This window comes from Streptomyces sp. HPF1205, assembly GCF_020400825.1.
Classification (GTDB): Bacteria; Actinomycetota; Actinomycetes; order Streptomycetales; family Streptomycetaceae; genus Actinacidiphila.
Genome location: NZ_JAINVH010000027.1, coordinates 101,942 through 116,091 on the forward strand (window position 1 = coordinate 101,942; position 14,150 = coordinate 116,091).

At 73.1% G+C, this 14,150-nt stretch carries 12 protein-coding genes and 1 pseudogene; 3 read left to right on the top strand and 10 right to left on the bottom strand.

The window, feature by feature from the left end:
* Positions 1-250: 250 nt before the first annotated feature.
* From K7G61_RS26295 to K7G61_RS26325, 7 genes are all read right to left on the bottom strand, one after another.
* On the bottom strand, positions 251-1,063 hold the full coding sequence (locus K7G61_RS26295) for an ABC transporter ATP-binding protein (protein WP_225849466.1): 813 nt from the start codon (positions 1,061-1,063) through the stop codon (positions 251-253).
* Positions 1,050-1,979, bottom strand: coding sequence for an ABC transporter permease (locus K7G61_RS26300; RefSeq protein ID WP_225849467.1), 930 nt, complete (start codon positions 1,977-1,979; stop codon positions 1,050-1,052). The genes K7G61_RS26295 and K7G61_RS26300 overlap by 14 nt, the downstream gene beginning before the upstream one ends.
* An 82-nt stretch (positions 1,980-2,061) precedes the next feature.
* The gene (locus K7G61_RS26305; protein WP_225849468.1) at positions 2,062-2,973 is read right to left on the bottom strand and encodes a glycosyltransferase family 2 protein; all 912 of its coding nucleotides are present in this window, start codon (positions 2,971-2,973) and stop codon (positions 2,062-2,064) included.
* The gene (locus K7G61_RS26310) at positions 2,970-3,749 is read right to left on the bottom strand and encodes a CDP-alcohol phosphatidyltransferase family protein (protein ID WP_225849469.1); all 780 of its coding nucleotides are present in this window, start codon (positions 3,747-3,749) and stop codon (positions 2,970-2,972) included. The genes K7G61_RS26305 and K7G61_RS26310 overlap by 4 nt, the downstream gene beginning before the upstream one ends.
* The gene (locus K7G61_RS26315; RefSeq protein ID WP_225849470.1) at positions 3,727-4,788 is read right to left on the bottom strand and encodes an iron-containing alcohol dehydrogenase family protein; all 1,062 of its coding nucleotides are present in this window, start codon (positions 4,786-4,788) and stop codon (positions 3,727-3,729) included. The genes K7G61_RS26310 and K7G61_RS26315 overlap by 23 nt, the downstream gene beginning before the upstream one ends.
* Positions 4,776-5,528: a sugar phosphate nucleotidyltransferase gene (locus K7G61_RS26320; protein WP_225849471.1), complete on the bottom strand. Its 753-nt coding sequence runs from the start codon at positions 5,526-5,528 to the stop codon at positions 4,776-4,778. The genes K7G61_RS26315 and K7G61_RS26320 overlap by 13 nt, the downstream gene beginning before the upstream one ends.
* On the bottom strand, positions 5,525-7,426 hold the full coding sequence (locus K7G61_RS26325; RefSeq protein ID WP_225849482.1) for a DUF5941 domain-containing protein: 1,902 nt from the start codon (positions 7,424-7,426) through the stop codon (positions 5,525-5,527). The genes K7G61_RS26320 and K7G61_RS26325 overlap by 4 nt, the downstream gene beginning before the upstream one ends.
* A 758-nt stretch (positions 7,427-8,184) precedes the next feature.
* Between K7G61_RS26325 and idi the strand changes: the two genes are divergently transcribed.
* Positions 8,185-8,718, top strand: a complete 534-nt coding sequence (idi, locus tag K7G61_RS26330; RefSeq protein WP_225849472.1) for an isopentenyl-diphosphate Delta-isomerase — start codon at positions 8,185-8,187, stop codon at positions 8,716-8,718.
* Here idi and K7G61_RS26335 read toward each other — a convergent pair.
* Entirely contained in the window at positions 8,693-9,217 is a 525-nt protein-coding gene (locus K7G61_RS26335) for an ATP-binding protein (protein ID WP_225849483.1), read from the bottom strand. The genes idi and K7G61_RS26335 overlap by 26 nt on opposite strands.
* 417 nt (positions 9,218-9,634) lie before the next feature.
* Here K7G61_RS26335 and K7G61_RS26340 point away from each other — a divergent pair, with 417 nt between their 5' ends.
* Complete coding sequence (locus tag K7G61_RS26340; RefSeq protein ID WP_225849473.1) at positions 9,635-10,420, top strand: enoyl-CoA hydratase/isomerase family protein; 786 nt, start codon at positions 9,635-9,637, stop codon at positions 10,418-10,420.
* Between the two features lie 90 nt (positions 10,421-10,510).
* Here the strand turns inward: K7G61_RS26340 and K7G61_RS26345 are convergent, their stop codons facing one another.
* Together K7G61_RS26345 and K7G61_RS26350 are read right to left on the bottom strand one after the other, a co-directional pair.
* Positions 10,511-11,401, bottom strand: coding sequence for a DMT family transporter (locus tag K7G61_RS26345; RefSeq protein ID WP_225849474.1), 891 nt, complete (start codon positions 11,399-11,401; stop codon positions 10,511-10,513).
* Positions 11,402-11,553: 152 nt separating this feature from the next.
* A complete protein-coding gene (locus K7G61_RS26350; RefSeq protein WP_225849475.1) occupies positions 11,554-12,456 on the bottom strand; it encodes a TrmB family transcriptional regulator in 903 nt (300 codons plus the stop codon).
* 382 nt (positions 12,457-12,838) lie between these two features.
* Between K7G61_RS26350 and K7G61_RS26355 the strand changes: the two are divergent.
* Positions 12,839-14,150 (top strand): annotated as a pseudogene (locus K7G61_RS26355) (S53 family peptidase); the annotation flags it as partial.

Genomic DNA, 14,150 nt, shown 5'->3' on the forward strand with positions numbered 1-14,150 from the left:
AGCAGGATGGTCCCCTTCGTCATGGCCGCCACATCCCCCGTTCTACACTGCCCGGTCGAATCTTCCCATTTCGGACACGCCGCACCAGCTCTCGCGCGCACGCGGCATCGATCTTCGGCAGGCTCCCCAGCACCGGTACAGCTTACGTCGGGCCCACCCTCCGCGTACGCCGGGGGCGTGACATGACAGCACAACAAAAGGCCCCCGCCGGATCATCCGGCGGGGGCTGATCGATCAGGTTGCGATCCGGTCACTTCCCGGTGTGGGCCTCGTAGGCCTTGATCACCTCGTCGGTGGGACCGTCCATCAGCAACTCGCCCTTCTCCAGCCACACCACCCGGTCGCAGGTGTCGCGGATGGAGTTGTTGTTGTGGCTGACCAGGAAGACGGTGCCGGCCTCCTTGCGCAGCTCGCGGATGCGGGCCTCCGAGCGCCGCTGGAAGGCGCGGTCGCCGGTGGCCAGCGCCTCGTCGATCATCAGCACGTCGTGGTTCTTGGCGGCCGCGATCGAGAAGCGCAGCCGGGCGGCCATGCCGGAGGAGTACGTGCGCATCGGCAGCGAGATGAAGTCGCCCTTCTCGTTGATGCCGGAGAAGTCGACGATGCCCTGGTAGCGCTCGTGGATCTCCTCCTGCGACATGCCCATCGCCAGGCCGCCGAGGATGACGTTGGTCGCGCCGGTCAGGTCGTTCATCAGCGCCGCGTTGACGCCCAGCAGGGACGGCTGCCCGTCGGTGTAGATCTTGCCGCTCTCGGGCGGCAGCAGGCCCGCGATGGCCCGCAGGATGGTCGACTTGCCGGAGCCGTTGGAGCCGATGATGCCGATGGCCTCCCCGCGGTAGGCGGTGAAGCTGACGCCCTTGACGGCGTGCACCCGGCGGACGTTGGGCGAGCCCTTGCGCAGGATCAGCCGGGCCAGGGCCGCGGTGGCGCTGCCCTTGCCGGTGCCGGCGCCGTAGACCTTGTACACGATGTGCACGTCGTCCACGATCACGGTGGGCACCCGGGCGTCGGCCGGCGCGGGCGCGTCCTTGACGGCGGTCTGCTGCTCAGCCACGGCCATACTGTTCCTCCGCCTTCCAGAAGTAGACATAGCCGCCGATGCCCACGAGCAGCGCCCAGCCGACGGCGCTCGCCCACACGTGCGGCGGCAGCTGCGAGGAGGTGACGCTGTTGATGAGCGCGAAGCGCACCAGATCGATGTAGACCGCGGCCGGGTTGGTGTCCAGCAGGATGCGCACGTAGTGCGGGGCGTTCGCGGTCAGCTTGTCGATGCTGTACATCACGCCGGACATGTACATCCACGTACGCAGGATGAACGGCATGAGCTGGGCGAGGTCGGTCATCTTGCTGCCCAGCCGGGCCATGATCAGGGCCAGCCCGGTGTTGAACACCCACTGGGTGAGCAGCGCGGGGATCAGCAGCAGCCAGGAGGCGTCGGGCACCTCGCCGGTCATCAGGACGATGGCGATCAGCACGAACATCGACATCAGCAGCTGCTGGAGCTGCATCAGCGTGAAGGCGATCGGCATCGAGGCGCGCGGGAAGTGGAGCGCCCGGATCAGCCCGAGGTTGCCGGCCACCGCACGCACGCCGGCCAGTACCGAGGACTGCGTGAAGGTGAAGATGAAGATGCCGGTGACCAGGAAGGCGATGAAGTTGTCGATGCCTTTGCTGGTGCCGATCAGCAGACCGAAGATCAGGTAGTAGACCGCCGCGTTCAGCAGCGGGGTCATGACCTGCCAGAGCTGGCCGAGCCGGGCCTGGGTGTACTGGGCCTGGGTGCGCGCCTTGGCGAACTCGTTGATGAAATGCCGGCGGCCCCACAGCTGCCGGGTGTACTCCGTCAGGTTCGGGCGCGCGCCGCTGACGGAGAGGCCGTACTTGGCCGCAAGCTGGGCGGGGCTGAGGCCGTCGTCGGCCGACGGTGCCGGAGGGGTTCCGACGGCGACCGCACCATTGTGCGTTGTCTCGCTCACAGTTGACACTTTCGTCCTCAAGGTGCGCACCGGAAGCAGGGGGATTCCCGGGCTGCGCCTGATGCTCTCAGGTGCGAGCTTGTCAGATGATCGGGGGTCGGCCCAGTCGGGTCAACCGCCACACCGTACGCCACCGCATGGGCCGCCGGGGACCGCATGCGGTGGTCCATCCTTCGCGGAATCCGCCCAGCCATGCCCGCAGCGCCGCCCTGGACGGCCAGCGCAGCAGGGTGAGCATGAACCATACGCCGAGATAGGCGGGAACAAGGAGCCAGGGCAGGTTGCGACGGGCCAGCCACACCCTGTTGCGGGCCACCATCCGGTGGTAGACCGCGTGCCGGGCGGGCGAGGTCGCCGGATGGTGCAGCACCATGTCCGAGCGGTACTCGATCTGCCAGCCCGCGTCCAGGGCGCGCCAGGCCAGGTCGGTCTCCTCGTGCGCGTAGAAGAACTCGGCGGGCAGCGGGCCCACCTCCTGGATCACCCGGGTGCGAACGGCGCAGGCGCCGCCGAGGAAGGTGGTCACCCGCGAGTCGCGCAGCGGGTCGGAGGCACGCAGCCGGGGCACGTGGCGGCGCTGGGTGGTCCCGGTTTCCGGGTCGGCGATACGGAAGCTGATGATGCCCAGCCGCGGGTCGGCGGCGAAGGCGGCCCGTACCCGCTCCGCGGTGTCGTCCGAGGGCAGCAGGCCGTCGTCGTCGAGGAACATCACGACGTCCACGTCACGGCCGCCCGGCCCGAACAGCTCGATGCCGGCGTTGCGGCCGCCGGGGATGCCGAGGTTGTCCGGCAGCTCGGCGGTGCGCGTGTGCGCCGGCAGCGGCGGCAGCGGCGAGCCGTTGCCGACCACGGCCACCTCGACGGCGGGGCCCTGCTGCTTGGCCACCGACTCCAGCAGCGCCCGCAGCTCGGCCGGCCGGTTGCCCATGGTGATGACCACCGCGCCGACCGTGAGTTCGGCGCCGGCCGGGGACGTACCCGGGGGCGTGCTCATTTGAGCCTGCTGGAGGCGAGGACCGACACGAGGTGCAGCAGGGTCTGCAGCAGGGCGATTCCGGCCAGCACGGCCACGCCGAGCCGGGAGAAGAACAGGTCGCCGCGGGCCTTGTCGGCGATCGCCAGCACCAGGATGAGCAGGGACGCCTCGACGCCCAGCACCAGGCGGTGGAACTTCAGGGCGGCGGCCGCCCGGCGGGCCAGGGCCACGCCGGAGGAGCGCGGCTCGGACGCCGACTCCTTGACCGGCGGGAGCCCGCCCTGGTGCCGGGCCACGCCCACGAGGTCGGTCTCCGCCTTGATGAGGATCGCCCCGAGGGCGGCCAGGGTGCCCAGGAACGCCCACAGCCAGTCGATGCGGCCGCTGCCCCACAGGTCGGCGGCCCGCAGTCCGAAGCCGACGAGCACGGCGGCGTCGCACAAGTAGGCGCCCACGCGGTCGAGGTAGACCCCGCCGAGGGAGAACTGCTGCTTCCAGCGGGCGATCTCGCCGTCGACGCAGTCCAGGAGCAGGTAGAGCTGGACCATGACCACGCCGAGCACGGCGCCCGCGACGCCCGGCACGAGCAGCGCGGGCGCGGCGAGCACCCCGCACACGGTCATCAGATAGGTCAGCTGGTTGGGTGTGACGGAGGTGTGCACCAGATGCCGGTCTATGCGCAGCGACAGCTCGCGCATGTAGAGCCGGCCGGCCCAGTGCTCGCCGCTGCGCCGGTCCTTGACCCCCGCGGGGTGAACGACCGGACGCAGTTCAGCTACTGATGGTTTTGGCATAGTCGGCGTATGCGTCCCTGATCTCGGAGGCGGAGAGGTCCAGGTGTTCCAGGATCGTGTAGCGTCCGGGCCGCGTCCTCGGTGCGAAGCGCACCGCGTCGACGAACTCCGGGTCGGTGAAGCCGATTTCCCCGGGCAGCACGGGCAGCCCGTGGTGGCGCAGCACCTCGGCGATCGTGCCCGCTTCCTCGCGGGCGCCGCGCAGGTGCATCGCGAACGCGGCACCGAGGCCGACCTGCTCGCCGTGCGCGGCGGCGCGCCTGGGGTGCAGCAGGTCGAAGGCGTGGCTGATCTCGTGGCAGGCGCCGGAGGAGGGGCGGGTGTCGCCGCTGATCGTCATGGCGATGCCGGACAGCACCAGTCCCTCGGACAGGACGGTGAGGAAGTCGTCGTCGCCGATGCCGCCGGGGTGGCGCAGCACCGCCTCGCCGGCGCCGCGGGCCATCGCCGCGGCCAGCCCGTCGATGGGCTCGCCGGTCTCGCGGTGCGACAGCTCCCAGTCGGCCAGCGCGGACAGGTTGGAGACCGCGTCGCCGATGCCGGCCCGTACGTACCGCGCGGGAGCCTCGCGGATGACGTCGAGGTCGATCACCAGCGCGATCGGGGTGGGCACGCCGTACGAGCCGCGGCCGTTGTCGTTGTCCAGGGTGGACACCGGCGAGCAGATGCCGTCGTGCGACAGGTTGGTGGCGACCGCGACCATCGGCAGACCGACGCGGGCCGCGGCGTACTTCGTGACGTCGATGATCTTGCCGCCGCCCAGGCCCACCACCGCGTCGTAGCGCTTGCCGCGCATCGCGTCGGCGAGTTCGACGGCCGCGTCGATGGTGCCGCCCCCGACGGGATACCAGTCCGCGCCGGGCAGTTCGGGCGCCAGCCGCTCCCTGAGCCTGGCCCCGGAGCCCGCGCTGGCCGCGACCGCGAGCTTGCCCGACGTGGAGATCCGCTGGTCGGCCAGGAGCTTGGACAGGTCGGCGAGCGCCCCGCCGCGGATGTCCACGACCAGCGGCGAGGGGATCAGCCGGGTCAGTACTGGCACGCGATCTCCCGGCCCTTGGCGAGGTCGTCGTGGTTGTCGATCTCGACCCAGCGCACGTCGCCGATGGGGGCGACGTCGATGGTGAAACCGCGGTCGACCAGCTCCTGGTAGCCGTCCTCGTAGTACAGGTCCGGATCGCGCTCGTACGTGGCCTTGAGGGCGTCGGCCAGCTCGGCGGCGGCCTCCGCCTCGATGAGGGTGACGCCGATGTACTCGCCGGTCGCCCCGGCCGGGTCCATCAGCTTGGTGATGCGGCGCACGCCCCTGCCCGGCTCGGCGACGACCTTCATCTCCTCGTCGGCGAGTTTCTTGACGGTGTCCAGGGCGAGGATGATCCGCCTGCCCCCGCCCCGCGCGGCCAGCAGCGTCCGCTCCACCGACACGGGGTGCACGGTGTCGCCGTTGGCGAGGATCACGCCGTGCCCGAGCACGTCGCGGGCGCACCACAGGGAGTAGGCGTTGTTCCACTCCTCGGCCTTGTCGTTGTCGATCAGGGTGAGGGTGAGCCCGTACTTCCGCTCCAGGGCCGTCTTGCGCGCGTGGACCGCCTCCTTGCGGTACCCCACGACCACCGCGACCTCGGTGAGCCCGATCTCCGCGAAGTTGCCCAGGGTCAGGTCCAGGACGGTCGGGCCGTCCTCGGCTCCCGCGGGACCGACCGGCACCAGCGCCTTGGGCAGGGTGTCGGTGTAGGGGCGCAGCCGCCTTCCGGCGCCTGCCGCCAGTACAAGGCCGATCATGCGGGTTCTCCTGTTTCGTCATGTACGGCGGGGGCCCCCGAGGACACCCAGAAGCGGACGCTCTCGGTGAGGACCAGCAGCGCGAGGACGACCGCGAGGACCGTCAGCGCGACAGTGAATCCGGTCCGGTGCGCGAGAGCGGCCGCGAGAACCGCCACCAGCAGTGCCCGGCCCTCGTGCCCGCCTGCCGCCCGCACCAGGGCCCGCGGGGGCGCCCCGGTGCCGCCGCGGATGCGGTACACCGTGTCGTAGTGATGGTAGGCGACAGCCGCCACCAGCCCGAAAGCGGCGGGCAAGGCCCCGTTCACCCCTGAGACGGCCGCGAGTGCCAGGACGGTGCCGTACTCGGCGGCGCGCAGGAACGGCGGCACCAGCCAGTCGAGCGCGCCCTTCAGGGGCCGGGCGACGGCCGCGGCGGAGGTGAGGGCGTACACCAGTGCGGCGGGCACCACCCACCAGCTGCCGCGCGGGGCGAGGGCCGCCGTGGCCGTGAGCAGGCCGGCGCCGGCCAGGGCGAGCGCGGGCGGGGCGAAGGCGGGCAGCCGGCGGGCGAGCGGCGCCAGCAGCCGGGCGGCGGCCTCGGCGAGGGGCCCGCTGTCGCACAGGTCGTCCAGGGCGCGGGCGGCGCGGTCGGTGCGCCGCGCCTTCCTCGTGAGCGAGCGCAGGACGCGGCCGGCGGTGGTGTAGCAGGCGGCCAGGGCGCAGCCGATGAGCAGGACGACGAAGGTGGTACGGGGGGTGGTGGCCGCGGTGAGCACGGCTATGAGGGCCCAGCGCTCACCGATCGGCAGCACTATCATCCGGCGCACCCACACGGTCCACCCGACGCTGTCGAGCCGGCCGGAGAGGGCGGCCGTGGGGCTGGTGTTCGCGGTGGCGTCGTGGTTGGCCTCGTTGAACGCGAAGTCCACCACGTGCCGGCACGTCTGCAGGACCATGGCGCCCAGCGCCAGCGCCCACACGTCGTCCCCGCCGCGGGCGGCGCCCAGGGCGAGTCCCGCGTAGTACGCGTACTCCTTGGCGCGGTCGAACGTGGCGTCCAGCCAGGCGCCGAGCGTGGAGTACTGCAGCGAGTAGCGGGCGAGCTGGCCGTCGGTGCAGTCCAGGACGAAGGAGGCGATGAGCAGCACGCCGGCCGCGACGAAGCCGCCCCTGGTGCCGGTGGCCGCGCACCCGGCGGCGATCAGCGCGACCAGCAGCGAGGCCGTGGTGACCTGGTTGGGCGTCAGTCCGCGCCGGGCGCACCAGCGGGCCAGGTAGCGGGAGTAGGGGCTGATGAAGTGCGTGGTGAAGAAACCGTCGCGGGACTTGACCGCGCTGCGCAGCCGTACCGACTCCTCGTCCACCGCGGCCGCGGCCTCGGCGGCGGCCCGCCGGGCCTCGGGGTCCGTGGCGACGGTGGCGACCAGGACGCCCAGCTCGGGCCGGTGCGGCGCGGCGCCGGCCTCGGCCAGGGCGTCCGCCAGGGCGTCGGGCAGCGCGGCGTCGAAGGCCGCGCCTGTCGCGGCGCCGGCCCGGGCGAGGACCGGACCGGAGGCGGACGGGCCCGCGGGCGGGGGGCCCGCGGTGGCGCCGGCGGCGGGGGGCGTGGCGGCCGACACCGTTGCCAGGGCGCGCATCAGCGCCGGGCGGCCGGCCGCCTGCGCGGACAGGGCGCCGGGGACGGCGGCGGTGTCGAAGCGGGGGTCGGTCAGGGCCAGGCGCAGGGCGTGGCGGTGGCCGACGAAGCGGCGGTCGACGACGGCGACCCGCTCGGCGGCCGGCAGCGCCCCGAGCACGGCGGCGGCGGCCTCGGGGGTGTCGGCCTCGGCCACCTGGAAGCCGAGCGCCCGGAGGTCGGCAGCGAGCGGCGACGGCGTGCCGGCGGCGGAGGGGCCGGTGAGAACGGCGGTCGGCAGAGGAACCCACTCCCTGAAAGCGTGCGGACGCGCGTGCCCGAGGGGCGCGGCGGCAGAACCGGGCCAGGCACGACGGGAGAGGCTATCGGATCGGGACCGCCGCCGTTCACCGGCCGTTCGCCTGGACTTGGCGCACGGGGCGCGGTCGCCGGCGTGCTCCGCCGCCACCTTGGCAACGACCGTACCCGTTCACTCGTACGGGTGAGCCCGGCCGGGGTGCCGGCACCCCCGGGGAATCACCTCGTCGCCGCAGGTCACCGCTTATGTCGGTGGTCCTCTGCCCCGGGGCTCCGGCGGTGGGTGACCTGCGGTGACCGGCCCGCGCGCGGGAGAACACGTGTGAGGGCGGGGGGCGGGCCGCTCCCTGGCGCCGAGCCGGCCGCCGCGAGCACTGGTGGCGAGCAGCCGCCGCAACCAGTGGTGGCGACCGGCCGTCGGAAGCGATGGTCGCGGCCGGCCGTCGGCCGGCCGCCGAGCGCGCCCGGCACCCCGCGTACTCCGTGCGCGCTCCCGGGCGCCGGGGACGGCTCAGCGGTGTGGACACGGGCGCGGGTCACGAGTGCGGCAGACTAAGGTCTTGTCGTCGAACGCGAAGGATGGAAATGCCAACCAGTCCTGCCACCGGCCGACCCGGTTCCCCCGTCGTCACGCCGTCCCCGGGCGGCGTCCCGTCCCCGAACGGGGTTCCGCGCGCGAACGGTGTTCCGTCCGGCGTTCCCGCCACCGGCACGTCCCCCAACGGGGTCGCGGAGCCGATCATGCTCGAACTGGTCGACGAGCGGGGTGTGACGATCGGCACGGCGGAAAAGCTCTCGGCGCACATGGCGCCGGGCCGGCTGCACCGGGCGTTCTCGGTCTTCCTCTTCGACGACAAGGGCCGGATGCTGCTGCAGCGCCGGGCGCTGGGGAAGTACCACTCCCCCGGTGTGTGGTCCAACACGTGCTGCGGGCACCCGTACCCCGGGGAGCGGCCTTTCGTGGCGGCGGCCCGGCGCACGGCCGAGGAGCTGGGGGTCGCGCCGGCCTCGATGCGGGAGGCGGGCACGGTCCGCTACAACCACCCCGACCCGGCCTCGGGCCTGGTGGAGCAGGAGTACAACCACTTGTTCGTGGGGCTCGTGCGCGACACGCCGCACCCTGATCCGGACGAGATCGGCGAGACGGTGTTCGCGGGCCCCGAGGAGCTGGCGCGGATGCGGGAGACGGGGACGTTCTCGGCCTGGTTCCAGACCGTGCTCGACGCCGCGGCCCCCACGATCCGCGAGGTCACAGGGACCGCGGCGGGCTGGTAGGCACGCCGGGGACCGGGCCGGGTCCGGCCCCGGGCACCCCCGCGCGCAGCGGCAGGGCGGCCCAGATCACCTTGCCGCCGGTCGGGGTCTGGGTGACGTCGCAGCCGCCGCCGGCCTCGTCGGTGATCGTCTTGACCAGCAGCAGCCCACGGCCCCCGGTCCGTGCGTGATCGGCCTCCAGCGCCTTGGGACGGTACGGGTGGTTGTCCTCGACGGCGACCCGGATCCACTCGGCGCCCACCGCGATCTCGACGGCGATCTGCGGCGAGAGCACGGCGGCGTGCTTGACCGCGTTGGTGACCAGTTCGGAGACGATCAGCAGCAGCCCGTGGAACAGGTCCTCGTCCATCGGCACGCGCTGTTCCGCCAGGAGCGCGCGGACCCCGCCGCGCACCTGGGGCACCGACACGTCCAGGGCGGGGGCGGTGAACCGCCACACGCCCTCGTACGCCCTGGGCGCCGTAGCCTGACCGGGCGGGACGCTCCCGCGCACCTCCATGACCGCACCCACCATCGCCTTCGCATGCCGTTGCCCACGCGGGCCGGCCACCGTGCGGCAGCGCCCGCCTCACGCCCCAGAGTCTCGGCGACGGATGCAGGTGCACGTGCAGGAAACCGTAAGTCCGCACCTTTCTCCAGATTTCGACCGGACATGATCGAGCATGGCGCCGGGGTGACCGCTTCGGACCGGAACATGCCTGGATAGGATCGCCACGCGGCCCCGGCCTCGTGGCAAGTGCGGGCAGCAATCGCACCGGCCGGCCCGGACGCCGCGGCCGGACGCCCCACCCGGACCCGGACGCCCGACCCGCACACCCCGCCCCGCACCGTCCGGCCCGCCGCTCCACCCGCGCCGCTCCACCGCTCCACGCCCCACCCCGCCGATCCGCCCGCCGCCGCGTCGTGAGGAGTACCCATGCCCTTCCCCGGCCCAGATCCCGGCCCCGGTCTGCTGGTGAGCACGTCGGAGGGCACCGCCACGGTGACCATCAGCAATCCCGAGCGGCGCAACGCCATGACGCTGGGCATGTGGCGGGCGCTGCCCCCGCTGCTGGACGGTCTGGCCGCCGAGCCCTCGGTGCGGGTGGTGGTCCTCACCGGTGAGGGCGACACCTTCTGCTCGGGCGCGGACATCAACGGCCTCGGCGGCCCCGACGGCGCCCGCGCCACCCAGGAGGCGGCCGTCGCCGCCGAGGAGGCGCTGGCCGCCTTCCCCAAGCCGACGCTCGCCGCGGTGCGAGGGGCCTGCGTGGGCGGCGGTTGCCAGCTTGCGGTGGCGTGCGACCTGCGGTTCGCCGCGCGGGGGGCGCGGTTCGGGGTCACGCCGGCCCGGCTGGGCATCGTCTACCCGGCCTCCTCGACCCGGCGGCTGGTGGCGCTGACCGGCCCGGCCACCGCGAAGTACCTGCTGTTCTCCGGTGAGCTGATCGGGGACGAGCGGGCGCTGCGCACCGGGCTGGCCGACGAGGTGCTCGCGCCGGAGGAGCTGGACGGGCGGGTCCGGGAGTTCGCCGGGGTGCTGTGCTCCCGCTCCCGGCTCACCCAGGCCGCGGCCAAGGAGTTCGCCGCCGCCGACCCCTCCCCCGAGCGCCTGGCGTACTGGGCCGCTCAGGCGGCGGCCGGTGGTGACGCGGCCGAGGGACGGGCCGCCTTCCTGGAGCGCAGGGAGCCGCGTTTCACCTGGTCCCCCGCGGTGTCGTGACGGCAGGACGACGGTCGTGACCGGAGCGGACGCGATACGGCGCATGCGGGCGCGGGCCCAGGGGCCGGCGCCCCGGCGGCCGCGGGCTCGTCAGTTCACCCGTGTGGCGCCCACCGCGGGCTCCTTCGCCGTCACGCCGGGAGGCATGGCCGGGTGGCGGCCGAGCAGGACGATGCCGCTGACGATGGCGGCCAGTCCCACCGCTTCCCAGGCCAGCGGGCCGGGGGTGAGGCGCACCCGGTCGCCGAGGAAGCCGATCCCGCAGGCTATGCCGGCCAGCGGCTGGGCGGCGGTCAGGGACGGCAGGGACATGCGCAAAGGCGCCATCTCGAACGCGCTCTGGACGAGCAGCATGCCGGTCACCCCCAGCACGCCGACCCCGTAGGGCTGCCAGTGGGTGAAGAGCGCGGCCAGGCCCTCGCCCGTGACGATCTGCCCGCACACGCGGGTCAGGGCGTCCTGCAGCCCGTACAGGAGCCCGGCGGCCAGGGCGAGCAGGGCGGCCTCACCGGCCGGCGCGAGGCGGCGGGCGTTCACGGTGAGCAGCAGGGCGAGCCCGGCGACGATGCCGAAGACCAGCCAGTGGCGCAGGGCGGCCGCCTCCATGCCGCCGCCGCGCGGCCGCCCGGCGACGATGAAGACGCTCACGCCGAGTGCCAGCAGCGCCACCCCGCCCCAGCCGCTCCAGCCCAGCGGCTGTCTGGTCAGCCACCGGGACAGGGCCATCGCGAACAGCAGGTTTGTGGCGGTCAGCGGCTCGACCAGCGAGATCTCGCCGTACGCGAGGGCGACGGCGCCGAGCACCTGACCGGTGACCATGAGGCCCACGCCCAGCAGCCAGTCCGGCATCCGGAGCAGGTCGAGCAGCAGCCTGAAGGAGAGGAAGTCCGCGAGCGGGGCACGCGCGGCCGCGCGCTGCTGCAGCACGAATCCCAGGCCGAGGCAGCAGGCGGCACCGACTCCGAGCAGGAACACGGCCACGCGGTCACTGTAACCCGCGCCGTGGGCGGGACGTGCCGGTCTGCGCCGTTAGAGGGGCGTATTCCGGACATCGCACCGGGTCCGCCGCCGGTCCGCACCGGTCCGCACATCGCACCGGGTCCGCCGCCGGTCCGCACCGATCCGCCGCCTTGTCACGAGTCCGTCCCCCACTCACCCGTCCCGGCGACGCCCCCCGCTCCCCCCGGCTCCCCCGTGTCCTCCGGCTCCCCCGGCTCTTCGTGCGGCCGTGCGCTCGGGACCGTCTGCGCCCCCGCCCACACGGTCTCGAAGGCGAGCCGCAGGCAGGCGGCGAGCGCCGGGTGCTCGATGTAGAGGGCGGTGGTGTCGCCGGTGCCGGCCACCGGGTCGGGCATGTCGCACAGCACCAGGTTCGCGTCGGCCACGACGAGTTTCAGCGGCAGCTCGACGGCGAACCGGGACTCCTCCCCGGCCGCCCCGAACCGCTGCACGTTCTCCAGCACCTTGTCGTCGTCCAGCGCCTCGTGGGTGTATATCGCCCGCACCGAGCCGCCGGAGCGCCGCAGCCGGCGGACCACCTTGATGCCGGGCGCGTTGAGCATGGGGGCGACGAACGGGGGCTTGCAGAAGCTGAGCAGTTCACGGCGGGCCTGGTTCTGGATGTCGGTGAAGGCCTCGGCGATGGACTTGGGGTCGCGCAGGATCTCGATGTAGTCCAGCCGGTCGGTGTGGGTGCGGCCGTCCGCCCACACCGGCATCAGGGCGGAGGTGAGCTGGGCGGACACCCGGTCGAGCCGTTCGAGCGCCTCGCGCTGCAAGGCCATCAGCCGGGCCACGGCGAGTTCGGGGTCCACCGCCGAGAAGGTGGCGACCCGGCCCGGGTGGGCGGTCGCCAGCCGCCGCCGGACCAGCGCGTCGAGCACGTCGTACACCCGCTGCCGCGGTACGTCCGCGGCGCGGGCGACCTCGGCCGCCGTGTACGACTCCCGGCGTACGAGCGCGAGGTAGACCCGCGCCTCGTAACGTGCCAGGCCCAGTGCGACAAGGTCGTTGACCGGTCCTTCCGCGGTGTCCATGGCGCCACAAGGTATCGGCGGAGATCGCCGGGCGGAAGCGACCGGGGAGGCCCCCACCGGCAAGTCGAGGGGAATCCTTTACCAATACCCGGTAGCCCCTTGACCCCGGCTTCATTACCTTCAACATCGGCCACCACTCAACGGGGTGGCACTGAGCAGGAGTTGGCAGCAGTCGTCTGCCGGAACACCCGGAACAACCACCGGGACACCCGGAGTCCACCGCATCGGCAGAACCGGTCCGACCGACCGGGAGCGGCCGGTCACCAGTGAATGTGCGCCACCGAAGTCCCCGGGCGACGCCGCCAACATCGATTGTCATGCCCTTGACACATGTCGGGGCTCGTACCGGCACGGCGGCCGCGCCCTCGGAGTGGATCCCCCCATGGAGGGCAGTTCTTTGCACTCGACACAACAAGGCCGGTTCAAACGAGCCGTCCGCCGTGCCGCGCTCGCGGTCGTCGCCTCCGGCGCCCTGGTGACGGGTGGCCTCGTCGCGGCCGCCGCCCCGTCCGTCGCCGCCCCGCAGCCGTCCTCGGCCGCGGGTACGGCCGCGTCGGCCGCGCACACCCAGCGCCTGTGCGCCGCCCCGGCGCACAAGGGCCAGATGGCCTGCCTGGCCCTGGCCCGCACCGACGTCCTGCACCACATGGGCGTCACCCCGGACGCCACCCCGTCCGGCTACGGCCCGTCCGACCTGCAGAGCGCCTACGCGCTGCCGTCCTCGGCCGGCTCCGGCGCGACCGTGGCGATCGTGGACGCCCAGGACGACCCGAACGCGGAGAAGGACCTGGGCACGTACCGCAGCCAGTACGGGCTGCCCGCCTGCACCACCGCCAACGGCTGCTTCAAGAAGGTCGACGAGAACGGCGGCACCAGCTACCCGTCGGCCGACTCCGGCTGGGCCGGTGAGATCTCCCTGGACCTCGACATGGTCAGCGCGGTCTGCCCGCAGTGCCACATCCTGCTGGTCGAGGCGTCCAGCGCCAACATGGACGACCTGGGCACGGCCGTGAACCGCGCCGTCACCATGGGCGCGAAGTACGTGTCCAACAGCTACGGCGGCAGCGAGGACTCCAGCGACACCTCCTCCGACTCCTCGTACTTCAACCACCCCGGCGTCGCCATCACCGTCTCCTCCGGTGACAGCGGCTACGGCGTGGAGTACCCGGCGGCGTCCCGGTACGTCACCGCGGTCGGCGGCACCTCGCTGAGCCGGGCGAGCAACAGCCGCGGCTGGACCGAGTCCGTGTGGGGCTCCAGCTCCGGCGGCGACGGGGCCGGCTCCGGCTGCTCCGCCTACGACGCCAAGCCGTCCTGGCAGACCGACTCCGGCTGCTCGAAGCGGACCGTCGCCGACGTCTCGGCGGTCGCCGACCCGGCCACCGGCCTCGCCGTCTACGACAGCTACCAGGCCAGCGGCTGGCAGGTGTACGGCGGCACCAGCGCCTCCTCGCCGATCATCGCCTCCGTCTACGCCCTGGCCGGCACCCCGGCGGCCGGCACGACCCCGGCGTCCTACCCGTACGCCCGCACCGGCTCGCTCAACGACGTGACCAGCGGCGCCAACGGCTCGTGCGGCAGCAGCTACCTGTGCACCGCCAAGTCCGGCTACGACGGTCCCAGCGGCCTGGGCACGCCCAACGGCGTCGCCGCCTTCACCAGCGGCGGCTCGACGGGCAACACGGTGTCGGTGA